Below are 26,501 nucleotides of genomic sequence, written 5' to 3'. Positions count from 1 at the left end.
ATTTATCCAATGGACATTACTATTGATAGCCTAATATTACTTTATGACAACATCTCGAATTGAGCCCTCCACCCAGGAGGCAAAGCCGGCAATAAGGGTTGGTGATAATGAAATTATCTATCATCAAATTAACGGGCAGGACAATTATAATAAGTCGCTCAAATGCACTTATTTTATTATCGTACTATTTAACAATGGTAGTGGCATTCATGCTATCGATGGTGTGAATCATTCTATTGGTAAACAACAGCTCCACTTCCTGTTTCCAGGTCAGCACCATCACTGGGAAACTGGAGCCGATACCTACGCGCAAAGAATTACAATTGGCCGGAAATTATTTGAAACCTTTTCCAGCATGGAAGTATTTCATTTTATCCGTTATAATCCCCACCCTGTATTTAAACTGGAGAACGATGTTTTTCAGGCGCTGGATCTGGAATTAAAAGCTATTAGCGAACATATTCATGCCGGTAATCAGGATGATAAATCCTGGAAAGAAATCTTGTCTATCAGAATGGATATTCTTATGTTGCTGATCAATCGTGAAGTAGAGCATTACATTCTGACAACCGTCCTTAAGAAGGCAAGTTTGTTGGTGCAGGAGTTCTGGCAATTAATTAGTAAGTATTATGCTCAGCAGAAAGGAGTGTCCTGGTATGCGGATCAATTACAGGTAAATCCAAGTTATTTAAATGCATCAACTAAAAAGCATTTTAACATGACGGCTAAGCAATTGATCGGACAACGGGTGTTATTAGCTGCCAAACAACAGCTTCGACTGCCCCACAGGTCGATAAAGGAGATTGCTATTGAACTTGGTTTTGCTGAGGTTGCCGGGTTTACTAACTATTTTAAAAAACAATGTGGTTTTTCACCGAGTGAATACAGGCTGTAACATTGACTTTCACCTTCTTAAAAGGGCTACTTCTTTTGAAGCAGCCCTTTTCCAGTTTATTTACTTACCACCGGAAACTGTGATATCCGCAGGTTCGTACATCCATATGGTACCAGTGTAATCTCTTCTTCTTCCTTTGCAGCCTCAAATCTGTAGGTCATACTGAATGGTAATGGTCCGGCCATTTCGTTGTATAATTGCCAGGAAGGAATACGTTTTGCCCGGGTTGTGATACTAATTGGTGCATGCTCCAGGTTCCAGGGATAGTTGTTCACTTTATCCTTCTTCTTCACCTGGTATGCTGTTTCCATCTTGTCATCATCCGTCCGGATCAGGCCGTAATTCCATGGCGTGGTAGGACGCACCTCATAAAATTCATCTCCACCATAAGACCCTGGCGGGTTTGTATTTTTTACCAACTTCATTTCTTCCCCTATCTTCAGCCCATAGGTAATAGGCCCTCTTTCAACAGAGATGGAGCCTTCATACCAGGTATTCCGGAAGATATGCATAGGCAGCAGCAGCTCTACTACATCACCGGATTTCCATTTGCGGTTGATCTTCACTATCTGGTTGCCTGCTGACTGTTTCCAGATTTCGCCATTAATTTTTACTGTTGCATTGTTACACCAGGCAGGTATCCTGAGGTGAAAAGGAAAAGTTACACCAGCAGATTTTTTCTCCATCGTAAGCGTGAACCGGATATCTTCACTGAAAGGATAATTCGTTGTTTCTTTAACAACGACTGTCTTTCCATCAGCTACGGAGGTCTTTACTTCGCTGGGAGAATATACCAGGGCAGCCAGGCCACTGTCTGCAGTAGCATACCACAGGTTCTGCGTAAATTTCGGCCAGCCCTGATGCATATTGGCCGTGCAGCAGGGGAATCCGGTAAGCAGGCCATAACAAACATCGGTACCATCATGATTGGTTTCAAAATTCCGCATTTTATTTGTTGCCATCACCTGGTTGGCCTGCTGGAAATACTGACGGCACATAAAATCGTCTGTAGCCTGTGCAGGCAAGGCATTGAAGGCAATCTTCTCCAGATGGTCTGCAAAATCTACCTGGCCGGTGATCTCCAGCATACTCTCCAGGGAAAACATCATTTCCACTGCGGTACAAAATTCTGATCCCTGCGTCGGGTTGTTACCGTGCAATGTTTCATCTCCCCCATATAGTCCATGAGCCATGCCATTGAACTGGCGGATATCCGCAAAACCGGTTTTCACCGCATCAAGATATTTCGGTTCAGGATGATGCTGATAATAAATAACCGGCTCCTTGATCCCCTGCGCCAGGTTCACACAATGAATGCTTCCCTGTGTAGACAGCATCTTTCTTTCCAGGAAGGCAGTGGTATAATCAAAGGTTTGCCGGTGAATGAGGTCTCCCAGTTCCAGCAGAAAAGCATCGTGGGTGATATTATACAGCCAGTAAACTATTATGAGATTATCGCCGCCACGATATTTCGCCCAGAAGGTCCAGTTATCCAGCGGTTTTGCGGGCAGTTCCTTCAACTGATAACGGAAGTAGCGTGTCATGAGGTCAATAACCCGCTGATCACCGGTAGCTGCATAGTATTGCTTCAATACTTTCAACATCACCATCTTGGGCCACCAATCATGGCTGTTATCCCTTTGTACCCCGGACTCGGGGCCATAATCTTTCGATGGACCAAAGTAACCATCGGGCTGCTGGCTGTTGAGTGCCCATTCTATCCATGGTTTTGTTTTGGCGATCAGTTCCTTATCATCCAGGATATAAGCAAGTGGCAACAGGCCGTCAATCCAGTAAGGCCCCCGCTCCCATTGGTCACCATCACCACCCAGCCAGCCATTGCGCTGGCCCATCACCTGGGGATAGAGTTTATCAAGCTGACCTGTAGCGCCGCTCTTCTGGCGTAATAACATTTCCTTCAGCCATCCGTCAGCCCTGATAGCTCCCAGTGGAAGCTCCCGGTAAGGGTTCTGCCTCAAAAGTGTCTGACTGCCAACGGCTGTGCCGGTTCCTGTCTTTTTTTGCTGGGCTGTAGCCTGCAGCATATATCCTGCGCAAGCAACAGCCAGCATGAATAATAGCCTCATATGCTGAATTTTAGTATAACAAACAAGCTCACTGTAATTTAGGATTGGAGTTAACCGCTGCCTGTGGAATCATAAATACAGTCCTTCCATCCTGCTGCGGTTTATGCGAAAGCCAGCTTTTTTTGGTGAATATGCCGAAGCGGATATTATCTCTGCGCCGTTGTGCCTCCCAGGCAAATTCCCAACCCAGCTCATCCATAAAACCACCGTATTGTACGACATCTGTATTACCGCGGTCTGTCATTACATATTTTTCTACGTAACCATAGCGATAACGGGTATTACCTGTCAGCGCTGCAGCTGTAACAACTGCCTTCGCGGGATCGCTGAAATTGCGTTTGCGCACATCAGATACGATCTGTGCAGCACTTCCCGCATCGCCGGTGCGCATCAGGCATTCGGCTTTCATCATCAGCACCTGCGCATAACGAAAGAATGGAAAATCATTGCCTAAGTCAAAACGTGCGCCTACCTTGACCTCAAATTTATTTTGCCGGTACCCTTCAGATTCCCCGGTAAACAAGCCATCCGGCAGGTCTTTCGTAAATATAAGATTTTGCCCCGCCTTATCATATGAACCTTTTAATGGTGTTACACCATCCAGGGCAAACTGCTGCCCCATCAACCAGGTATCTGTCAACCGTTTATCAGCCGGATCATACGTGTCGATAAACTGTGATACCCCCATTGCCGCACCTGATCCCCAAGGCGTTACCTGCATAGCACGTTTATCACGCAAGGCAGCATGCCAGGAAAACATATCTACAAAAAAACCGCCGCCGCGATTTTCATCGAAGGGAATGGCAAATACGATCTCCGGCGAATTTTCATTCTGGGTAACAAACACATTACGGTAAACAGCTTCCAGCGAGTATTTATTGGCACTGATGATATCATTACATTCACGCAGGCAGTCCTGCCATTTTGCTTCCCCGGTGTAAACCTGCGCATTGAGATAGATATTGGCCAACAACGCTTTTGCTGCCCATTTATTAAAGCGGCCATATAGCTGCTTTCCTGTTTCTGCACTCAGGGAAGGCATTGCTGCGGTTAATTCAGACACGATAAAATCATAAAGCTGTTTACGGGTTGCTTTATCCGGCAGGTCAGTAGTCGTAGTAATTACCAACGGTGCATTGCCGAAATTATCACAGATCAGCCAGTAGAAAAAAGCCCTGGCAGCTTTCATTTCAGCAATAAGCGACTCCTTCGTAACACCTGCAGGTGTAGGCACTTTACCGGATTCCAGCTGTGCTATTACCCGGTTAGAATTGGTTACACCGCGGTACAGTGCATTCCACATATTGAGCAATTGTGGGTTTTCTGAATTCCAGGTATGCAGGTGCAGCCTTTTATAGATCCCCCCATCGTCCCATCCCGAAGGGTTTGCCGGCATCACGAGTTCATCAGAAGTCGTTTCCTGAATCATGTAAAAATTAGTGTGTCCAAACAGGTTTCTCATATTCGCATACACTATCCCCATGGCTGCAGTAGCACTTTCATAGGTATAGCTCTGCTCGGTTACGTCCGAATATACTATTTCGTTCAGGTCATTGTTGCAGGCGCTCCACATTACCGGGGCAATGGCAATAGCCAGTATATATTGTTTGATTGATTTCATAACCATTATCATTTATAAGGTGAAAGAAACGCCCAGTGTAAATGTGGTGGTGGCAGGATAACGGTTCCTGTCGTCCAGTCCTGGTGTAAGACCTGTAACCCCTATCTCCGGATCCACGCCGGAGTATTTGGTAAACGTGGCCAGGTTGGAACCGGAAGTATATACCCTCAATGCTTTTACAGTGGTATTCTTCAGCGGAACATTATACCCTATTGTAATGTTGTCGATCTTCCAGTAATCTCCCTGTTCGATGTAATAGCTCACATAATTGAGCGATTGGTCATCAGCCAGCGGGCGCTTTCCGTAAATGTTATCATATGCAGATTTCAGCAGATTACCGCGGGTAAGCATTACCGGCGCCGCATAGAACATGCGGGGGGTATTGAGGATCTGGAATCCGAAGGCACCACGCATTGTGATGTTCAGATCAAAATTTTTGTAGCTGATACTGTTATTAAAGTTCAGGTAATGTTTGGGTAAACCGTTGCCAAGAATCTGTTTATCATCTGCCTGCTGATCAGCAATAGGCTTAGGTTTACCATCTTTTCCTTCAATAATCCAGTAGCCATTCTTGTCGATATCAACAGATTTAAAACCCCAGAAATTCCCAATCGGCTGTCCGATCTGGATACGTGCAATTGGCTGTTGGATGGGTTCTTCCGTGGTACCTGCATCAAAATAGCCTGCCGCCAGCTGAAAGTTTTTATCAGACAACGAAAGCAGTTTATTCCGGTTAGTGGAATAGTTCAGCGAGGTGGTCCATTTCAATGTTTTCCGGTCGATGGCTGCAAAATTCACCTGAAACTCGATCCCCTTATTTTCCATAGAGGCAGCATTGGCACGGATAGTATTATACAGGTACGGCGGTGTTGGTACGGAGTAGTCCATTAGCAGATCGCGGGTAACACGCCGGTAGAGGTCCAGTGAACCGGTGATACGGTTGTTCCACAGTCCGTAATCCACCCCGATGTTTGTTTCTTCCTTCTTCTCCCAACGCAGGTCAGGATTGGCATTGGTAGCAGGATTGACCACCTGTATCCATTCTCCGTTAATCAGCGTATAGGTATCAAAGTTAAGGCGATTCAGCGACATGTAGGGATCATTGGGTTCGGTTCCGGTGATCCCGAAGCCACCACGCAGTTTCAACGCGCTGATAACCTTTGACGTTTTCAGAAAATTTTCATTCCTGATATTCCAACCTGCGGAGATCGCAGGGAAGTTACCATATTTGTTATTGCGTCCAAATTTGGAAGAACCTTCCCTCCGGAAGCTAGCCATCAGCAAGTATTTATTCTGGAAGCTGTAGTTCAGGCGAAAAAAATAGCCAATAAGTTTATTACGGCTCTGATAAGATCTTTCAGGCGCCTCTCCGCGTGCCAGCGCAAGGCCCGCACCGATGTTGTTGTACGAAAAATCGTCTGTGGGGAAGTCCCAGTTTTGCATCCAGTAATCCTGATAATTGGTTTCCCGCCAGCTATAACCACCAAGAAGGGTAAAATCATGTTCATTGATCTGCTTCTGATAGTTGGCCGTCAGTTCCAACAGGTTTTCTTCCGTGCGGGTAGTACCTCTGGAAGCATAACCGTTTCTCCCATCACGGAGTGTAGAGTAATTGCGTTTAGTTTCGTAGTAACCACGTACACTGTTGTAAAGATCACGGGAGCCCAGCAGCATCACATCCAATCCTTTTACAGGAGTATAAGTAACGGTTCCCAGCGTCCGCAGATTGCTGTTCTGATTCTTTCCATCCGTTTCCATGAGCAGAGACACGGGGTTGGCATAAGCCGTTTTATCGGTATGTTCCGTCCAGTTGCCATTCTTGTCTTTTACCGGATCGGTAGGATTATAGGTCAGGCCATTACGGTATACATCACCACGATAACTATCTCCATCTGTACCGGCAAAAAATGTTTGTTGATAGCCACTGAGATTTGCATTCAACCGCAGCTTGCCACCAAACATCCGGTGGGTAACCTCAATGCGTGGGTACAGGATTTTGTTATCTGAACGCAGGATCAACCCTTCCATATTACGGTAGTTCAGGTTAGCTATATAGCTGGTATTTTGCGAGCCCCCCCGGAGGCTGATGTTATACACCTGTGAAACGGGTTTACGGGTGATCTCGTCCAGCCAGTTAGTGGTGGCCCCATAATCGAATGCGCCGGGTTTACCCTGGGCTACCAGTTGACGGTACTCTTCTGCATTCATAAAGTTGAGCCGTTTGGTGATCTTTTGGGTGGTAACATAGCTGTTTACCTCTACCGTAGCCGGCGTTTCACCATGTACTTTCCTGGTAGTAATGAGGATCACGCCATTCGTTCCTCTGGTACCATAAATAGCCGCAGCAGATCCATCTTTCAAGACATCAATTGACTCGATATCCTCCGGTGCCACGGTGGTGAGCGTACCAGGCACACCATCTATCAGCACCAGTGGAGATGTACCGGAGGTAAGGGTGGTAATACCACGCAGGTTGATCTGCGCAGTATTGGTAGGGTTGGCATCTGGTGTGATAACGTTCAGACCAGCCACTTTTCCGCGTACCAGCTGTGCCGCATCCTGTACGGCGCCTTTTACGAAATTTTCCGATTTCACACTGGCTATAGCGGTAGTAACGCGTTCCCGTTTCTGCGTGCCGTAACCAACTACCACGACTGCGTTCAGCGAGGTTTCCACAGCCACCAGGCGTATATTAAGGGTGGTCCTGTTACCAGCTACCACTTCCTGTGTAGTATAGCCAATAAAGCTGAAAACAAGGGTGGCTGAATTGTCAGGGATACTGATGTTGTATTTGCCACTGGCATCCGTAACACTACCATTGGTTGCCCCCTTTATACGTATGGCTACGCCGGGTAGCGGTGTACCGGATTCATCTGTTACAATACCGGAAATTTTCGCCTGGCGGTATAGGCTGCCGGGAATACCGGCAGATGGTCTGTTTCCTGTTTTTCCTGATGCAGCCGTGCTTTCCAGGCATAAAGCTGCTACAACGATTAGCTGGAACAGTGCGGCAGCAGTGTTCATTTTAATCCAACCAGGAGGGATAGGTAAGTTTCTTTTCATAACGGTCAGCGATTTAGTAGTTAATTGAAAAGTTGAGCAGGACGATCAGGGAGCATATTCACAACGTGTATCCGTGAAACAGGCAGCATTGATATCTTGCGCGATTTTTGGTTGTCTGACTGATCTGATTTGAATCAGGCGAAGCAAAATAAGGTGATAAAAAAGTAGCGGGCTTAACACTGCGTATCAAAATTCTCTCAATTTGTATCACTGCTACCAGCTTCTGGCTTTTTGCGGGTGTTTTCTCTATTTTTGGGGAGATCATTTACAGTGCAGGATGAGATATTACATCATTTTATACTTATTACTGCCATGGTATGCCAGCATTGCCAGTGGACAACCTGTGTATTTCCGCCATTACCAAGTAGAGGATGGCCTGGCTAACAATACTGTGTTTTCCATTTTCCAGGACTCCAGGGGCTTCATGTGGTTTGGCACCAAGGAAGGGCTTAATCGCTTTGACGGAGTGAGCTTCAAGACATTCGACATGAAGCAGGGGCAACAGGATGTGAAGGAGTTTGTTTATTGCATCAGCGAAGGAATTCACCAGACGCTATGGATGGGCACGCGCAAAGGACTCTATGAATTTGATCCACGCACTGAAAAATTTGCTTTGCTTGACAGTACTAAAGGTGGGGAAATTCTCGATGTTAAATCTGATGGAAAAGGGAAGATATGGTTCACCTCCGACTTGCGATTATATTGTTATGATGAAGGGAAACGCAGGCTGCGTCACTATCCCCTGGAATCGTTTAAAATAGCGGCTATTTGTCTGGAGAAAGGCCAACCGGTGTGGGCCTGTTCCCTGAATGGGTATCTTTTCCGTTATGATCCGGAGCAGGATACCTTCCATTGCATCAACCGCACATTGCTGCCTGATGAACAAAGACCGAATGAAATAAACCGGGTTTACAGTACGGCAGCCGGACCGCTGCTCATCGGTTCCATCGGGGGACTCACCGCTTATGATCCTGCACGCAATACTTACCGGCCATTGCTGGGACTTCCGGTACAACAAAAGCCGGTGTATGTACGGGATATTCTTCCCTTCTCAGAAAATGAATACTGGATTGCTTCGGAATCCGGGATATACAGCATTGATCTCAAAACAGGTCAAACAGTGCATATGCAGCAACAGGATGGCGACCCTTATGCTATTTCTGACAACGCCGCCTATACGCTTTTTAAAGATAAAGAAGGGGGCGTCTGGTGTGGAACCTATTTCGGCGGACTCAACTATTACCACAGCCGTCACAGCTACTTCAAAAAGTATTTTCGCAGCAGTGATCCGCATAGTCTGAGTGGAAACGCTGTCAGGGAATTATGTGCCGATGGGGAAGGTCATCTATGGATAGGGACGGAAGACGCAGGGCTGAACAGGCTCAACATGCAAACTGGGGAAGTAACCCGATTTTCCGGGACTGAAACGGTCTCTTCTACTAATATACATGCTCTTCTCATTGATGGCAATGAGTTATGGGTGGGAACCTTTCAGCAGGGACTTGATGTGCTGGATCGCCATACAGGTAAACGGTTACGGCATTACAATGCCGCCCCCACTGTTAACGGACTGCAATCCAACTTTATCATCTCCGCCTGCAGAACGCGAACCGGGGAGATGCTGTTTGGTACAAGTCATGGTATTTATCGTTATCAGCGCCGCACGGATCGTTTTGAGCTGGCCAAAGGGTTCCCGGAAAGCATTTATGTGTTCTGTCTGTATGAAGACCAGGCAGGTGTCATTTGGGCCGGTACGATCGGACATGGTCTGTATTTTTATAATCCCAAGACAGGAGCCACCGGAAATTTTGTTTATGATGCCCGTAATCCTCAGGGACTAAGCAGTAACAGTGTATCCGGTATTTCGGAGGACAGTGAACAACAGTTATGGATTTCGACAGAAGGTGGTGGCGTATGCAAGTTAGACAAAGACCGGTATCATTTCACCCGGTTTAATACAGACTCCGGTTTACCGGGTAATATGGTATATAAGGTGCTGGAAGATAAAAATAAACAGCTCTGGATCAGCACTTCCAGAGGGCTGGCGCGGTACAATCCGGCCAGGAACAGCTGGAAGATATACACCCAGGCCCATGGCCTGCTCACGGATCAGTTCAACTACAGCTCAGGCTACCGGGATTCCTCCGGCACACTATACTTTGGCAGTGTAAGAGGGCTGATCAGTTTTAATCCAGGTTTTGCAGCAACCAATAAAATAAATCCATCTGTATATATTACCAGTTTCCAGGTGCAGAACCAGGAGCTGCCCGTTGGCAGCGCAATGCTGCCACGCGCTATTTCTTTCATGGATACGATCAGGCTTAAATATGATCAATCATCCTTTGCTATAGGCTTTGCCGCACTTACCTATATTGCGTCGGACATGACGCCCTATGCCTGTCAGCTGGCGGGAGTAGACAAAGACTGGATCTATCTGCCAGGCAACCGTAAAGTTTATTATACTGATCTTTCTCCCGGAGATTACCTCTTCAGCGTAAGGACTGCCAATAGCGAAGGTGACTGGTTAAATGAGGAAAGGCAATTACTGATCCGGATTGCTCCGCCCTGGTGGCTCAGCTCCATTGCTTACGGCTTCTATTTGCTTCTGGCGCTCACCTTAATTTATGCAGGGGTTAGTGCTTATCACCGGCGTCAGAAAGAAAAGCACCGGCGAAAACTTGCGCTTTTCGAGCAGGAAAAGGAAAAAGAAATTTACAAAGCAAAGATTGAATTCTTCACCAATGTAGCCCATGAGATACGTACACCATTAACATTGATCAAAGGGCCGCTGGAAATGGTGATAGATGAAGCAGGCGAGCAGCCAAAGATCAAAAAAAGTTTGAAAAGCATTGAGCGAAATACAGAGCGGCTTGTGGCGCTGACAGACCAGCTGCTTGATTTCCGTAAAACAGAAAACCAGGACTTTTCGCTCAGTTTTGTGCAGGTAAATGTACCCAGACTGGTGCAGGCCAACTATCATGCATTTACGCACGCCACTCAGCAAAAATCATTAACATTTAACCTGGAGCTGCCAGAGAAAAGTTTTTATGCTTTCGTTGATACAGAAGCTTTTCATAAGATCCTCAGCAACCTGATAAGCAATGCGGTAAAATATGCAGCAGGAAAAGTGGTGATAGCGATAGCCATGCCATCTGCGGATACTTTCCGCATAGCCATCAGTAATGATGGCCCATTGATTCCATGGGCACTCCGGGAAAAGATCTTTGAACCTTTCTTCCGTATCGCTGCCACAGATCAGCCTGGATCAGGAATAGGCCTATCACTGGCCCTGGCACTTACCCAACTGCACAATGGTACGCTGGAATTGCAACAGGATGCCGGTGGTATGAATCTCTTTGTACTATCTCTCCCCATACACCAGCAAATAGAATTCAAGCTTAATTCCGTACAAAAAAAAACCACGTGAAGCCATGCAACCAGCCCTGCTGATAGTAGACGACAACAAAGAGATCCTGGAATTTGTGGATGAAATCCTGGGCGGGGATTATCATATTATCCAGGCAACGAATGCTAAACAGGCACTGGAAATACTATCCACTACTCCTGTACAACTGGTGATCAGCGATGTGATGATGCCGGAAACAGATGGATTTGAGCTCTGTAAAATCATCAAGTCGACCCCAGCATACCGTCATATCCCGGTTGTACTACTCACTGCAAAAAACACCTTGATGTCCAGGATAGAGGGACTGGAAACCGGTGCGGATGCTTATATCGACAAACCATTTTCACCACGGCATCTGAAAGTGCAGATTGCTAATCTCATTGCCAACCGGAATATAATCAGGGATTATTTTGTCAGTGTACCTTTGCTACATATTGCAACAGTAGCAGAAAACAAGGCAGATGAACAATTCCTGGAACAGCTGAAGGCTATTATCCTGCAACACCTGGACAATCCTCAGTTGGATGGCGAGTTTATTGCAGACGCGCTTAATATAAGCAGGCCCACGTTATACAGGAAAATCAAAGCAGTATCTGAATTGACTATTCATGAGCTGATTAATTTAACCAGGTTGAAGAAGGCCGCGGAATTGCTTGCTGAAGGAAAGTACCGTGTGTTTGAAGTTTCTTATATAACAGGGTTTAGTTCACCTAACCATTTTAACCGTAGCTTTTTCAAGCAGTTTGGCGTGTCGCCAACAGGATATGTGAAGAAGAGTGGCAAATCCGGAGCGCAATGAATTCCCGGCGCCCTTAAGCAGGCGCCGGGGATGCTGTAACAATAAGAGGAAATATTTAGAGGTGAATGACCATTTAAATATGCTTATAGAAAAAATTAGAAAAATACTATTGTTTCCTGAAGAGCGGTCTGAGCTTTACCGGCTGGATCAAACCTGAAACCGCAAGGGGCCAGGATCCATAAGACGCATCCTTGTAGGCTGTATTCACAATATTAATATCTTTAAATATTCTCCATTTTATTCCCTGTTGATCGAAATACCGGATACGGTTAAACGGTAGATTTGTGACATCTACTTCTATGATATTGCTACCATTCTTCAGGAATTTGCCAATCCGCATCCTGTACGGTATACTCCAGACTGTGCCTGCATCCTGCCCATTAACAAACACGTGTGCGCTCTCTGCCAGCGAACCAAAGTCCAGCTCCCACTCATCAGCGGTATCTGGCAGTGAGAATGTAAGCGTATACCTTGCTGTACCCGCATATGCGTCGGCGCCAGTTACAGCAAGCGTTGTCCACGGAACAGGACTACCTGGCATATCATACTCTCCCTTTATAATAGGATCACCATCGGTAAATCTAAGCTTCCATGCCCCCTCAAGGCTAAATGCAGGGGCACTATATTGAAATGCGGGAAGCATCGGAATGGCAACATCATTATCAGAAAATGTTTTCAGTATCACAGATTCGCCAGGTAATAATTGTAAATAAACGGCCGTTATACCATTCTCGCTGCGAATAGCAGCTTTCCCATATTCGCCCGTTAAGGGATCAAAGCGCAGTACAGCTCTGGCTTTTACCCCCAGGGGTACCCAGCTATCCACGCTCCTGTTCTGTAACATTGTCATAAAATAAATATGGCCTTTATCATATTTGCGACGGATATAATCCAGGCCGAACTCAGCCTTTGCCTTTTCTGCTTTAGCCCCAGTAAACAGCAAAAGGCTGTCGGAATCCAGGCTTGTCATTATACGCCCCTTATAAAAGCGTGTTTGTGTTGTTGCACCAAAGTGCTTAACAGGGTCCGGAAGCTGTGCTTTCAGCGCCCGCAACCGCTCCCGTCTGCCTATGAGCTGATTGAATCCGGGCACATCTGCAGGCAATTCGCCCAGGAACGCAATAGTGGCACCTTCCTTTGCAAGCAAAAGTAGTTTTTCCAATGTTTCTAACGGTATCAACTGGCACCTCGGTACAATGAGGGTCTTATATTTTCCTCCTGGCAATACAATTTGCCCATTCTCAACAGCGGCCTGTCTGATAAACCTGTCTGATATATAATCAGCATCGTAACCTCCGGTGGAAATAGCCCTGACAACAGAGTCAAATGCAGGAGAAAGTTTTTTACCGATATCGAAAGGAAGAAAAAGTCCACCCTCTTTATGCCACACGTCGTACATTGGAAAATAGACCAGCAATTCATTATCCGGCTGCCCTTGCTGGAGGAATGACTGGCATTTTGTAATATAGTCATTCATGCTTTTGAGGTCCTTCCAGATAGTATTAAAAGGAGAAAAGTTTACTGAGGCATAGAAAAGCCACCCCGGCCAAGCAGCATCCTTTGGCGTATATGGGGTGCCGTGAAAATATACATGATTGACCCCTGCAACAAACAGCATATCCAACATCGGCTTGCACTGGGATAGAGCGGTACGGAAATGCTCTGTAAGCCAGGTAAATGTTTCAGAAGAAGTATATGGTTTCCCGGTCAGGTGGGCAGCAGAAGAGGCAAATTTAAGGCCAACAGTACCAGGCTGCTGTGGAGTCATACCACTATCGTACCGTAACCCGGGTATATTAAACCAGGTGCTCCACGCTTCGCATTCAGGAATGTCAGCAGCTGCATACAAGTCTATGACATTTCCAGGTGATCCATGTGCCTGGTTGCGCGTAATACTTCCTTTATCATGTACCCATTGGTTCCATGGCTCGGTAAAGTTGTGTAGCAGCATATCCGACAATGTTTCCCGGTAATCAGCGACCACTCTCGCACACAGGCTGGTATCACTCCCCTGACGTAACAGCTCTGGTAAATAATCCTGTAATCTATACCCCCGTCTTTGTTCAAATTCACTGAACATATTTTCAGACCAGTCTGCGCCATATACCTCATAGGAATCATTAAAAAAAGTATGAGGATACTTACTTCCGGTGGACGAAAACATGCTATCGAACCGCCAGAGGTAATCTGTTAAAGCTTTCCTGGAAAAATGGTTAATGACCAGCCCTTCTCCTCCCGGAGCAGCTCTTTTTACAGTTTGCATTGTTTTACCGTTGAAAACAGCGATAATCTTCCACTTGCCACCAGCAGGAGGTATCCAGTGCAGTGTATTGTCCGGCAAAAAGGAAGCCGTAACATCCAGACGTTGGCCATCCGGACCATAAGCCATCACAACCGATAATTCAGCCGGTTCCTTCGTACCAGGAGTTATTTTTAAATCTGCCTGCCGGTTACCATCAATTGTATAGGTATGAAACACCGCCTTTACGGCAGCATCCTCAATTTTCACTCCCGGCCCTCCAAACGGCCAGCCGGTACCGTTATTCAAATCGGTCATCATCCCCAACCGTTCCGCCTCTTTCATGGTATAGGAATACATATCCATCCACTTCGGTGAAAGGAATTGAATTTCGTTATTTTCTCTCCCTTGCACACCGTATATGGGTGTTATTTCCGTTCCGCCAAATCCTGCTTTTTGCATCTCGGAGAGGTTCCAGGAGATATGCTGTTTCTCTACATCATTACCCAGCCACCACCAGCGCGTCCACGGCTTCGCTGTTAACGTTGGGTGTGGCCATGTCCGTTCCGCCCGGCTAACTCTGTATGAACAAGCCGGCAATAACATCAGCACAATGCCCCAACAGGCTATTACTTTGTATAATCTGTATTTCATCTTTTTTCAACAGGCATGTACGTATGCCCATTATTGTCAGACTTTCTAAATAAGGATCGGGCTGCTATTTGATCACAGGAGGATGAATGGGTCTGGAATGTGCATTTTCTGCGTGATAGATTTCCGTCAGCTCATTAAATGCTGCTTTAAGCACTTCTCCTTCCAGCCTACCTCCACGCTTATACATTTCCTGGTCAATAAGTGCGCGTAAATATAATATGCGCCAACGCCATGACTTCGCTACCTGCGGGGTGATCTTTTTCTCTGCCTGCACTATCAATTTAAATGCTTCTATCGCACTTGCTTTAATTTGCTTACGAACATGGTTGGATTCCAGTATCTCTATCGCCTTTGTTACTTCATCCACAACATCCTGACCATATTCATAGGCCACATATTCCTTGATGATCCCTGTAGTGGAAACTTTCTCCTTCCCCCAATAAAGCTGGGCACAAATCACTTTATTCATATCATCATAAATGCCTTCCGAATATGGGAACCCTCCGGATAATTTATTGCTGGTTTGATCCCACAGTCTTTGTAATCGGTGTACCAAAGGATTTGTTCCAAAGCCTCCCCAGGGATGCTGTCCCCACATACTGATTTCCGGAAAATTTACTAACGGCAAATTACCGGGTACGCCTTTGTCCAACGGGTACCTGGGAAAATCTTCATGAGCATCCGCCATTATATAGTCCAGCCAGCTGTTATCTTTTTTCAGAAGATTGGTCAGCCCTTCCCATTCACCTGCCTCAGGAGTATCATACATCCATGTTCCCAATACTATTTTAGCAGCAGGAAATTGTACCTTCGCCATCTCCGTCAGTTCCCTGCATATTTTGGGATACCCTTTCGCCCCCCAGGGCCAGCATTTATCACAACCACAACCTCCTTCATCATAAGGGAAGAAGGCGACAACGTCCAGGCCCATATCTTTAAACTGTTCCAGTAAGTAGTGCCAGTTTTCTTTCAATAGTTTATTAGCTCCTTCATTCGATGGATCAAGATTTACACCAAAATGCCCTCTTCTGCCCAGCTCATCCGGCACCGGCGTATTGAGAAATTCATTCCTGGTATATTTAAATCCCTGATTAGGCACCTGTAACAATCCCACCTTCATACCACAGGCCCTGGCTATTCCCATAATCTCCCTGAACCTGGTAAGCGCCTGCTGTGCATCCGCATCATAATAGGAAGTATACTGCCAATGTGCAAAATGAATCACGATATAATTCACTCCCCAAAGCGCCAATTCTTCCACATAGTTCTGCACTTCTCCAATAGGTGCTGCTTCATAAAAGTTATTAAAGTGGGTAGCCAGGTAGATGCCCCTTACTTTTCCGGAAGGAGCGGAAGATCCACGCCATGTTCCAGGAGTAAAACTATTTTGATCAAACCGGGAAGTCCGTAGAAATTTCCCTGTCCCATACAATATTCCAGGATCATCAGCGCCTGTTATCTGAATATGTCTTTTACCCTTATCCTGGATACTGAAAGATTCTGCGCCCCCGGTTCCTCCACGGCCTAACTCAATAGTGAGTTCAGCCGTAGTATCATTTACAATTTTTACACCGGATCTGTTTTTAAGTTGTTTAATGAGAATCGCCTTTGTAGTGTCCATCATGGCACTGCGCTCTTTCGGCAATATCACTCTGACAGAACGGACCTGGCAATTTGCTCCCAGGGAAATACACAATAAAAGAACCAGGCTTACAAATTTTAACATAATATGCGTCATATTTATTTCATACAAATTGTGGATACCAATACTTTATTCCCAGCCGTGGTTTTGTTTCAGTGCCGGATTTAAAGATATCTCCTGAGAGGGTATCGGATACAGGTACAGCTTATCATTCCATTTTCGCTCAAAGCCTGGATAAATTACCCGGTAGCTTGCAGTAGCCGGATCAAGTGCACCATACTGCGTTTTTGGATTTTCCAGTAATTTTCCTGCTTTCCATCTTACCAGGTCATCAAATCGTATTGCTTCCTCACAGCATTCTACCCTGCGTTCTCTCCGTATTTCATTGATCAAGGGAGATACAGCCACTTCCCATTTAGGCCAGTTGGGGTCAACAAAACCAACTGCCACCATAAGCGGGGGCATTCCCACCCTGCTTCTTAACAGATTTATCGATTTATCCAAAACGTCCTGGGTGCATTCGCCCAATTCAGCTTTGGCTTCGGCATAGCTCACCAGGATGACTCCATAACGGTAAACAAAATGATCAATCACTCCCTGGTTTTCCTGACGGTCTTTTTCATAAGGGGAATACCCTTTAATGATATTATAGCTGGTTGGACAAAAAAGCAGGTCAAACTGCGGCATGGGCTTATACATTACAGATCCGTCATCATAGATCCTGTAAGGCCTGTCGCTATTATAAACAGTTTGCGCCATTCTTGGATCCCTGTCCACAAACTCGTCTTCAAAACGCGCATCCCCTTTATACAATTTACTCAAAGAAATGGGTAATCCGTCTTTACATAAATAGGATTCCACAAAATCTTTTGTAAATCCTGTTTGCGCCTCTCCTATTTTGCGCACGTCGTTATTCATCCTTTTATTGGTAATATACCGATCAACCAATATACCTTCAGGGTTTCCTTTTAACTCATACTGAACAAAAAGATTAAAATAGTCCTCATTAGGCTTCCCCGTGGTATACAAACTGAATATACCAGTTTTCATAATCTCTTCGCAGGAGTTAGCCGCCTGCCGTAAAAGTTCTTCAAAATCACCGAGACCGTGATATTTACGGAACGTTCCCTCAAACAGACAGGTCTCTGCTTTTAATGCAAGTGCGGCATATTTGGTTAACCTGTCGGTTGGTGAAGTAGGCGGAAGATGTTGAACAGCATAATCCAGATCGGATAAAATATTGGCTACGACCACTTTCCTGGCATCCCTTCCTTTATACAATTCTTCCGAGTTTGTTTGCAGATCTTTATCAAACCAGGGAACGTCACCAAACCGTTTTACTTTTTCCAGGTAATAATACGACTTAAAAAAGCGCAATTCTGCTTCGGCAACATCCAGTTCGGATGTCCTTGCCATCCGGGCTACCCGTTGCAAGGCATAGTTACATCCCCTGATACGTTCCCAGTCCGTTTTTCCCCAACCTCCACCTGTTACAGGCACTACGCTTTCCCCCCATATATAGGCATTACGGTTATTAGGCGCATTATTATCAGTGTAATTATCATATTGCCAGATATACTCCTTCGTAAAAGATGAATAAAACTGGTTGGCATACATCGTTACTTCTGAAGCAGCATTCCAGAAGTTCATATCGTTGATCTTATCCTGCGGATATTTCTCGAGCATATCTTTGCTGCAGGCAACTGTAAAAAGCGTAACCGCGGCGATAAGCAAATATTTAGTTTTCATCTTTGCAAATATTAATTATACTTAAAAAGTGAAGTTTGCACCTACAGAGAGACTCCGGTTAAGCGGGTAGTATAAAGAGCCGCCTTGTTCCGGATCGGAAATTTTAATCATCCGGGTAAGCGTTGCAATATTATTTCCTGAAAGGTAAAGCCTTACATACTGGATCTTAAGCCGGCGGAGAATCGGTTCAGGAATAGTATATCCCAGTGTCAGTTGTTTTAACCTGAGATAAGCCCCGTTTTGCAAATACCTTGTTTGTGGTGCAGTAACATCAGGCGCCTGTCCTACCCAGGGGCGTGGATATAGTGCCTCTCTGTTTTCGGGCGACCAATAATCCAGCCCGTCTTTAAATAATGGACTCCAATGAGGATTATTCCAGGCATTCAGATAAAAAGTGTTATCCAGCACCACCTGTCTTTTGGCTACACCTTGCAGAAATATTTCCAGATCGAAGCCCTTCCATGCAAATTCCGTTCTTACTCCATAGCTATAACGAGGAGTATTATTACCAATCACTTTCTGATCTCCCGGATTGCTTAAGGTATTATCCCCCCTGGTAATTTTCCCATCGTCATTCAGGTCTTTGAACCACAGATCACCAGCTGCACGCTTGCGTCCGCTGATCTGCGTCTGATCCAATGCGGCAGCTGCTTCATCAGTTTGAAAAATCCCACCGGTTTCAAAACCCCATATTTCACCTAAGTTCTTTCCTACATAATAATCTGCAATCAGGCCACGGGGATTATCAAACCTCGTAATCTGGGAAGTATAGTCGGACAAAAGGAGTGTAATCCCGTATGAAAAGTCATTGATCTTGTCTTTCCATCCCAGCGTTATATCGAAGCCAGTGGTTTTCAAGTCGGCGGCATTTTCCCTCGGCTCATCCACTGCCAGTACAGCAGGTAATGTTTTGGATTTTGTAAGCATATCCTTTGTATCCCTGCGATAAATGTCCGCACTACCCGTAAACTTATTATCGAACATTGCAAAATCAAGCCCTATGTTCTTTTGCGTCACTTTCTCCCAGGTAAGGGTAGCACTCACCAGCCCCGGAGGTGTAACCGTCATCTGTCTTTCTCCATTCAAAAGGTAGTTGGCCTGACCTGATCCATAAGTAGCGATATACGGATAATCCCCCTGTACATTCTGATTACCCAAGCTTCCATAGGACCCCCTTATTTTAAGCATATCCACTACATTGCTCAATCCGCCAAAGAAACGTTCCCTGTCAATACGCCATCCAAGGGAGAAAGAAGGGAAAATCGCGAACCGCCTGTTTTTCGGAAACCGGGAAGTACCATCATACCTGCCATTAATCTCAAGCAGATACCTGTCATCATAACTGTAGTTAATTCTACCAAATACGCCTAATATGGAGGCCTCGGAAATACCGTCCCTCACTTCCATATCCCCCGTAGCCAGGCTCATATAAGGAATGCTTCCTATTATCAGGTTTTTACGGCTGGCATTGGCGATATTGGTAACAGACTGTTCATGATTCACACCGGCCATTGCTTTAAAATAATGTTTGGAGGCAAAGTTGTTTTCATAATCCGCATATGCGTTAAACACAATGTTTTTATCATCGGTATTAGTCCGAAGCACAGCACTTGGATTTGAAAAAGGGTAATAACCTGCCAGTCCTCCCTTATCATATTTGGGCAGCTGTCTCATATAATCCAGCTCTTTTCTTGTATTGGTGCTATAGGAGTAGTCCATATTTATGCTTACCTTATCGACCGGTGTCATTCTCACATTTCCTGTAAGCCATATATTATTAACATCCCGGGTCCTGTACCCACCCTCCTTACGCATTTGCACCATATTAGGTATTGAACCGTACTGGTACCAGTTTCCATCAGGGGTATAAATGGGGACACTGGGTATCGCATAGATCATAAAACCGGTATAATCCTCCGGGAATTGATTGATAGCGTTATTCGGGGGGTATTTTTTACTGGTAATGTTCACCGATAACTTTGAGCCAACAGTAATCCATTTCGCTACTTTATAGTTAATGTTACTCATAACATTATACCTGTCAAAGTTTTCATTAAAATGTTTAGCGATCCCCTTTTGATTAAAATAGGAAAGAGACGTATAGTAATTAACCTTATCAGTTCCTCCGGAAATACTTGCAGTATATTGCTGCATCGGGAAGTTATCCCGCAGTAGTTCTCTTGCCCAATCTGTGTTGGCCGAAGGGGTCCATACACTCGGATTATTGGGATGTGTAAATAATTCCGGCTGGGACGGGTCCAGGTAATGTGCAGTAATAGCCGCTTCCCCATACTTGTCAAACTCTCCCCAAACCTGACCGCTGGAATTTATGTTTCCCGTATTCATGTATCGCATACGCTCCATTGCGTCCATCATTTCCAGCTTCACTACAGGTGTATTTACAGCATAGTTAGCAGAGAAAGATACTTTTGGTTTCTGCTCCTTCGATCCGCTTTTTGTTGTAACCAGTACAACCCCATACGCAGCACGGGCTCCGTAGATAGCAGCTGCTGCCGCATCTTTAAGCACTGTTACATTTTCAATATCAGCCGGGTTGATCAGGTTAATGTCCATCGGTATGCCGTTTACCAATACAAGTGGTCCACCTCCGTTAATCGAAGTAAACCCGCGTACATTAAAAGTAGCTCCCTTACCGGGGGCTCCACTTCCAGGAGTAATATTCAGATTAGATACCATTCCCTGCAATGCCTCTCCGATGTTTGTAACCGGGCGATTCTCCAAAACTTTTGAGTTAACAGTAGCCACTGCCCCCGTCAAGTTTACCTTCTTTTGTGTACCGTACCCTACCACCACAATGTCGCTCAACACTACATTTTTAGGAATCAGCTTTATAACACCTATCATTGCCTCATTGGCCACCGTTATTTCCTGCGTCCCATAATTAACGGAGGAAAAAACAAGCACATCACCTGTGCCAGCCACTATGGCAAATTTCCCCTCCTTACTGGTAACTGTTCCCTTTGACCCGTTTTTCACACTGACCGATACTCCTTCCAAAGGAGTATTATCTTCCGCTACAACTACTCCGTTTACTGTTTTCTTCTGCTGAGAAAACGAAAACTGTGCATGAAGCATAAGTAAAGCAACTATCAATATTTTTGCACGCAGCAAAAAACATGACGACAATCGAACAAGCATAAGAATAGGTGTTAATAAATTAATAAAAGAGGCCTCATAATCTGTGGAATATTATTCAGCGCCCGTGGAATACTAGTTTTAAAAAGAGATTTCAGTTGTAGCATACAGTATATAAAGCCGGACTCGTTGGCCTATGATTTTAAATGGCAGTTGAAGCAGACGGAGTGCCCTACTATTCAACTTACCTGCATGCTGTTTATGTAAAGTTGCATTAAAACATTCCCAAAAAAAACGACTTAAAATACATTTTATGACACGCTATTTGCATATTTCCTGTCCCGGAGATGATTACTTCTTTATGGTATCTTATCCATGCACTATCTGCATTAGCGCTTCCGTGATCCGGCGTGGGCTTGCATGCTGTATGATATTCCTTCCATATACTATTCCAGCGGCCCCTTGTTGCATAAGTTCAACGGTTCTTTCCTTGATCTCTTCATCCGTTGTTTTTCCACCCCCACGTACCAATACCGGTATATTTCCTGCCACCGCTATCACCTTGTGATATGCAGATAAATCAGTGCAGGGATCAGCCTTAATAATGTCTGCCCCCAATTCAACAGCCTGGCGTACCAATGGCATAATTTTTTTGATATCCCCATCTACCATATATCCCCCCTTCTCAGTGTTGGGCCGGAATACCAACGGTTCAATCATCAACGGCATCTGATAATAATCTGCCTCCAGTTTAAGCCTGATAATATTGTCGATGCATTGGCCGGTAACCTCGGGCGCACCAGGAATGACAAACAAATTGATACACATACATGCAGCATCCAGCCGGACTGCCTGCAATGCAGCCTGATCAATTACTTTGCTGAAGGAAGCGGCTGATAACGCGCTTCCATACACATTCGCCACATCAGTCCTTAATACCAATGCAGGCCTTTGCTTTCCTGGTATTGCCTGTAAATACTTTGCCTGTCCAACCGTTAATTGTACGGCATCAGGCCCCGCACCCGCAACCAGCTCTACAGCCGCTTTGATGTCTTCTATTCCCTCCAGAAAAGTGTATTCATTGAAAAATCCGTGATCAATAGCCACATTAAAACATTTTCCGGAAGCAGGATTAAATAACCTGTTAAGTCTGTATGCCTTCATACCTGATAATTATATTTAAAGCCACATTTCATTCATTAGTGAAACTGTTTCCTCCACCAGTACCTTGCCGCCAACCGGCCCTACATTATTTGCCATAGCACTGTAACCTCCGCCGTCCAGTGCTCTTTGGGTAGGCAAATACCCTCCTGAATCTCCGGCAAACTGAACAATAAACACCTGGCTGGCCCTGCTTCTTGCCGTGATGGCAAAACCGTAATCTACAAACAACTCAAATGGATTGCTGGCGATAGCAATATCATTGATACGGATCACATGCAATTCATATTCATAATTTAGGGGCCGCTGTTTATCCTCATATTGCGCTACCACTATCTCCATAGGTCTTAGCCATCCATAGTCTGACTTTTTATTATCCCATGGCCCATAAGGATATACTTTCTCGTTGTCCTTCACTTCTTTCAAAAAACGGTTCCATGCTGTCTGGTCCGAAGCAGGATCTCCCGGCTCATTGGCTTTTATGCTATTTACTATTGCTACCGACCTGCGATATTCCTCCCCAGAAATAACACGTGACGGTATTTGAATATGCTTTATCTTATGAATAAAGACAGCATTGGCGGTTATTTTTTCACGTGCAGATGGATATACATTGGCTATTACCAGATCTATGCGCCTCCCTATTTCAACAATTCCCAGCACATCCCACATATCAGGTTCACCAGCCCTGTATCTTGTTGTCAAATCCCGCGGAGCAATATCTCCGGCTGCCCCACATTGCGGAAGTATAAAAACATCCTTTCCGAACCTTTCTTCTGTTTTCTTTCGTACCTCACTCCAGAAATCGGAGGATACATAATACCTGGATTCAGTTACCTGTGCCGGACAGGAAACATTCACCCATATCCCTGTCAATCTTTTATCCAGGCTCCAGGTAAAAAGTAAATCAATTCCGGGATCAGCAGGCCCTTCAATCATCAGAAAGTCTTCCCTGTTGGTATCCCCATACATTTCGGTGCTACCATCTGCATACATCACCCTCCGGTTATGTCCGATAACTGCGTAATCAAACCCTGTACTGACAGCTCCGGGCATTCTTGCATCCCAGGCAGTTCGTATGGCCCTGCAAATGCCATTCAGCAATAATTCACCAAATGCATTTTTAACTTCCGGATATGGAGCGGAATGAGTATGGGTTGCATTGAGCACAATCTTATCAGGGTTTAATCCCGGCACTTCCTCCTTTATCCGGCTACGCACGGCATCCTGCATTTCCTTTAAAGCATAAATCACGTCCATTGAAACCATAACGGCCTGTTCCACGAAACCGTCCGGCTTTATTTGTTCCATAGCGCATACAGTCACTGTAAGATCGCTTTGCACATACTCAGAGATACGTTCGTAATATTGTCCGTATAGCGACACCGGGCCTACCGGTGTTACATTTTCCGTTGCCCATCCGATACATAATGTACCATCCGTCAGTTGTTCTTTTAAGCTCATGTCTGTAAACTTTTCCTTTGAGAATTTTGTCCGCACGGCAGCTGGCTACCGGTATCCAAATTGTTTTTCTGTTGCTGTAATCGCATCTTCAATAATATCCATTCCAAGCGCCGCATATTTTTCGTCCATAATCAGCGGAGGCGACATACGGAGGATATGCCCCGCAGGTATCCAGGCCAGCCCTTTTTTAAATGCCTTTTGATATACAGCTACACCTGCTTCCGGAAATGGTTCTTTTGTTTTTTTATCCTTTACCAGCTCAATACCCAGCAGAAAGCCCTTCCCTTTGACATCTCCGATAATAGGATGATCCTGCTTCATCTGTTGCATCCTTCTCATAAAATAACTACCCACCGCTCTCACATTCTCCAGGAGCTGTTCCTCTTCAATAACTTCTATCGAAGCCAGGGCCGCAGCACATGCCATTGGGTTTCCACCATAGCTGGAAGAAGCAGAGATTTTCTCAAGGGCTTCCCCATTCTCTTCGCTTACTACCATTGCAGTTACAGGAAATCCATTACCGAATGATTTACCGAAAGTCACAATATCCGGTACTACCCCCCAGTGGTTCAGTGTTAACCACTCGCCGGTTCTTCCCATACCTGCCAGTACTTCATCATCGTACAACAATATATTATGCTTTTCACAAAGAGCTTTCAATTTAGGAAAAAAATCATCTGGAGGAAAGATACTACCCGCCCAGCCCTGAGCGGGCTCCAGTACAAAGGCCGCCACATTCCCAACTGTTCCTTCTTTAATAAAGTTTTCGTAAAACTTTATGTAAGTATCTGTGTCAATCGAGCCATCATTCTTTTCCCATAAAGGACGGTAAGGATCCGGTCTCGGCACCATATAAAAACCCGCAGCTCTGGTAGGGCCATAACTAAAGGTTTCACTTCTGTACATTTGCGCACAACTTACCGCACTCATACTTTTGCCATGAAAGTCGCGATAAGCAGAAATAAATTCATGTTTATTGCTGATAGCCCGTGCAGCCCGTATGGCAGCTTCCACTGCTGTGGTACCATCAGAATACAACTGCACTGCATTTAATTTTCCGGGAAGTATTTCCGCCATCTTTTCCATCAGCTTTTCTTTCACCGGTGTGGTAAAATCATGCGCGTTCATCAGCTTCTTTGCCCAATATGCTACCGCTTCAGAAATCTTTGGATGGCAGTGCCCCAATGAGGTAACATAAATACCGGAGGAAAAATCCAGGTATTTATTCCCATCTACATCCGTTAAAGTAATCCCGGATCCTTCTTCAAAACAAACGGGAAATAACTTCACCTGAGAACTCAAGCCCTTCATATATCTGGCAGTATTGGCATGCATCTGTTGCGAACGTGGACCAGGTGTTTCTGTGATTAAACGGGGGATTCCTTCAGCAGCATTCCGCCACCATGCTTTATCAACGGTTAAGGAGTTGTTCATAAATTTTAAGCTGTTTTTATCGTCAGCAATTACTGTTGCTTGCTGCGCTTATAATCAGATCGGTTACATTTCTTACATCATTAGCTACCCGCTTCAGTTCTTTTGTCATCGCAGCCCAATCCGCCATTTCTCTATACACGTCATTGCAATAAAGATTGTTCCGGCCTGCAACAGCTGCATACTTCATCGCAGCACCGGGAGATTCACCATTTAAAATGGCAGTCAAAAATGCCGCTACAGCTGTATCTCCCGCACCTGATGTGCTTTTTACTTTCTCTTCTGCCACGGGATATGCATTGCACCAAAGTTGTCTGTTATTCCATTCTGCCGGAGAAAGATGTAATGTGTTTTTCTTATTAACTGAAGCAACATCGCCGGTCCACAAAAACACTCCTCTGTGAGCTGCTTTAATTAATACAATATTGGCGCCATAGGCAACCAATGTTTCGCCCAATTCCTTAATCAAATCCAGTGGCACTTTATCTACGAAATCGCCATCTTCAGCCTCTATAATTGTATACTCATAAGGAAAAATCATTTTTAAGGCTTCTTCCAGGCTTGGCGCAAAAATATCCGTGTAGGGTAATGTCTTTTTAAGGATTTCCAGCCAGTTCACTCTCCCTGATTCACTATCAGCATCCGGCAAACTAAAATCCAGGGAAGTAACTACCCCAAGATCATTTATCTTTTTAAAAAGGGCAATCAACTGCTTTCCTTTCTGGCGGTAAAATTTATGTAACAAGGGAGGGTAACCAAAATGGAACAGCCTGCTATCGGCCACTGCCTCATAATTAATATGCTCTACATCAAATAATTCGCTGCAACCTGGGGCTTCCAGAAACATCCGGTCAACACCGGGAGGAGCTATCACCAGACCAAAAGCTGTTCCTACTCCATTTACCGTACGTATTCCTTCAGACAGCTCATACTTATCCAAAGCCGCTCTGGCAATTACCCCTATAAAATCTGAACCAATCAGGCCATTTAAATAAACCTGTTTAGAAAATTTCTTCATCGCCATTCCGGTATTTGCCACCACTCCTCCCAATGTTGATTCCATGCCTGCAATTTCAACCAGTTTACCCGGCCTCAACAAATCAGATACTTCACTAACCTGAATATTACTTTTGAATGTTGGAATAAGGTCTACACAAATATATCCTGCTATTACTGCATCATATTTTCTCATGA

The 26,501-nt window shown here is 45.1% G+C and carries 14 protein-coding genes; 3 read left to right on the top strand and 11 right to left on the bottom strand.

Going from position 1 to position 26,501, the window contains the following annotated elements; translation table 11 throughout:
* Nucleotides 1-43 precede the first annotated feature (43 nt).
* Entirely contained in the window at nt 44-895 is an 852-nt protein-coding gene (locus ABR189_RS01965) for a helix-turn-helix domain-containing protein (RefSeq protein ID WP_354658759.1), read from the top strand.
* A 56-nt stretch (nt 896-951) separates the two neighbouring features.
* Here ABR189_RS01965 and ABR189_RS01960 read toward each other — a convergent pair whose 3' ends face one another.
* Genes ABR189_RS01960 through ABR189_RS01950 form a run of 3 tightly spaced genes read right to left on the bottom strand, consistent with a single transcriptional unit; the run spans nt 952 to nt 7,666 of the window.
* A complete protein-coding gene (locus tag ABR189_RS01960; protein WP_354658758.1) occupies nt 952-2,982 on the bottom strand; it encodes a beta-L-arabinofuranosidase domain-containing protein in 2,031 nt (676 codons plus the stop codon).
* Nucleotides 2,983-3,010: 28 nt separating this feature from the next.
* Complete coding sequence (locus ABR189_RS01955) at nt 3,011-4,603, bottom strand: RagB/SusD family nutrient uptake outer membrane protein (protein ID WP_354658757.1); 1,593 nt, start codon at nt 4,601-4,603, stop codon at nt 3,011-3,013.
* Between the two features lie 12 nt (nt 4,604-4,615).
* Entirely contained in the window at nt 4,616-7,666 is a 3,051-nt protein-coding gene (locus ABR189_RS01950; RefSeq protein WP_354658756.1) for a SusC/RagA family TonB-linked outer membrane protein, read from the bottom strand.
* A 277-nt stretch (nt 7,667-7,943) separates the two neighbouring features.
* On the opposite strand from ABR189_RS01950, the gene ABR189_RS01945 reads away from it, so the two are divergent.
* A complete protein-coding gene (locus tag ABR189_RS01945) occupies nt 7,944-11,093 on the top strand; it encodes a ligand-binding sensor domain-containing protein (protein ID WP_354658755.1) in 3,150 nt (1,049 codons plus the stop codon).
* A 4-nt stretch (nt 11,094-11,097) separates the two neighbouring features.
* A complete protein-coding gene (locus ABR189_RS01940) occupies nt 11,098-11,871 on the top strand; it encodes a response regulator (protein ID WP_354658754.1) in 774 nt (257 codons plus the stop codon).
* A gap of 106 nt (nt 11,872-11,977) precedes the next feature.
* Here ABR189_RS01940 and ABR189_RS01935 read toward each other — a convergent pair whose 3' ends face one another.
* From ABR189_RS01935 to ABR189_RS01900, 8 genes are all read right to left on the bottom strand, one after another.
* Complete coding sequence (locus tag ABR189_RS01935; protein ID WP_354658753.1) at nt 11,978-14,764, bottom strand: glycosyl hydrolase; 2,787 nt, start codon at nt 14,762-14,764, stop codon at nt 11,978-11,980.
* 64 nt (nt 14,765-14,828) lie between these two features.
* Complete coding sequence (locus tag ABR189_RS01930) at nt 14,829-16,490, bottom strand: hypothetical protein (RefSeq protein ID WP_354658752.1); 1,662 nt, start codon at nt 16,488-16,490, stop codon at nt 14,829-14,831.
* 45 nt (nt 16,491-16,535) lie between these two features.
* Nucleotides 16,536-18,155, bottom strand: a complete 1,620-nt coding sequence (locus tag ABR189_RS01925) for a RagB/SusD family nutrient uptake outer membrane protein (protein WP_354658751.1) — start codon at nt 18,153-18,155, stop codon at nt 16,536-16,538.
* A gap of 21 nt (nt 18,156-18,176) precedes the next feature.
* Entirely contained in the window at nt 18,177-21,251 is a 3,075-nt protein-coding gene (locus ABR189_RS01920; RefSeq protein WP_354658750.1) for a SusC/RagA family TonB-linked outer membrane protein, read from the bottom strand.
* Nucleotides 21,252-21,620: 369 nt separating this feature from the next.
* Entirely contained in the window at nt 21,621-22,415 is a 795-nt protein-coding gene (locus tag ABR189_RS01915; protein ID WP_354658749.1) for a class I fructose-bisphosphate aldolase, read from the bottom strand.
* 15 nt (nt 22,416-22,430) lie between these two features.
* Nucleotides 22,431-23,876 carry a hypothetical protein gene (locus tag ABR189_RS01910; RefSeq protein ID WP_354658748.1) on the bottom strand — a complete coding sequence of 482 codons (1,446 nt, stop codon included), beginning with the start codon at nt 23,874-23,876 and terminating at the stop codon, nt 22,431-22,433.
* 45 nt (nt 23,877-23,921) lie between these two features.
* A complete protein-coding gene (locus ABR189_RS01905; RefSeq protein ID WP_354658747.1) occupies nt 23,922-25,310 on the bottom strand; it encodes an aspartate aminotransferase family protein in 1,389 nt (462 codons plus the stop codon).
* A gap of 22 nt (nt 25,311-25,332) precedes the next feature.
* Nucleotides 25,333-26,499, bottom strand: a complete 1,167-nt coding sequence (locus ABR189_RS01900; protein WP_354658746.1) for a carbohydrate kinase family protein — start codon at nt 26,497-26,499, stop codon at nt 25,333-25,335.
* Between the last annotated feature and the right edge of the window lie 2 nt (nt 26,500-26,501).

This window comes from Chitinophaga sp. H8 (assembly GCF_040567655.1).
Lineage (GTDB): Bacteria > Bacteroidota > Bacteroidia > Chitinophagales > Chitinophagaceae > Chitinophaga > Chitinophaga defluvii.
This window is presented reverse-complemented; position numbering and strand designations above follow the sequence as displayed.

Coding starts and splice junctions, on each gene's coding strand:
- ABR189_RS01920 (WP_354658750.1), bottom strand. CDS start 21,251: ATGCTTCATGCACAGTTTTCGTTTTCTCAGCAGAAGAAAACAGTAAAC.
- ABR189_RS01910 (WP_354658748.1), bottom strand. CDS start 23,876: ATGAGCTTAAAAGAACAACTGACGGATGGTACATTATGTATCGGATGG.
- ABR189_RS01930 (WP_354658752.1), bottom strand. CDS start 16,490: ATGTTAAAATTTGTAAGCCTGGTTCTTTTATTGTGTATTTCCCTGGGA.
- ABR189_RS01945 (WP_354658755.1), top strand. CDS start 7,944: ATGAGATATTACATCATTTTATACTTATTACTGCCATGGTATGCCAGC.
- ABR189_RS01950 (WP_354658756.1), bottom strand. CDS start 7,666: ATGAAAAGAAACTTACCTATCCCTCCTGGTTGGATTAAAATGAACACT.
- ABR189_RS01965 (WP_354658759.1), top strand. CDS start 44: ATGACAACATCTCGAATTGAGCCCTCCACCCAGGAGGCAAAGCCGGCA.
- ABR189_RS01925 (WP_354658751.1), bottom strand. CDS start 18,155: ATGAAAACTAAATATTTGCTTATCGCCGCGGTTACGCTTTTTACAGTT.
- ABR189_RS01955 (WP_354658757.1), bottom strand. CDS start 4,603: ATGAAATCAATCAAACAATATATACTGGCTATTGCCATTGCCCCGGTA.
- ABR189_RS01905 (WP_354658747.1), bottom strand. CDS start 25,310: ATGAACAACTCCTTAACCGTTGATAAAGCATGGTGGCGGAATGCTGCT.
- ABR189_RS01915 (WP_354658749.1), bottom strand. CDS start 22,415: ATGAAGGCATACAGACTTAACAGGTTATTTAATCCTGCTTCCGGAAAA.
- ABR189_RS01935 (WP_354658753.1), bottom strand. CDS start 14,764: ATGAAATACAGATTATACAAAGTAATAGCCTGTTGGGGCATTGTGCTG.
- ABR189_RS01940 (WP_354658754.1), top strand. CDS start 11,098: ATGCAACCAGCCCTGCTGATAGTAGACGACAACAAAGAGATCCTGGAA.
- ABR189_RS01900 (WP_354658746.1), bottom strand. CDS start 26,499: ATGAGAAAATATGATGCAGTAATAGCAGGATATATTTGTGTAGACCTT.
- ABR189_RS01960 (WP_354658758.1), bottom strand. CDS start 2,982: ATGAGGCTATTATTCATGCTGGCTGTTGCTTGCGCAGGATATATGCTG.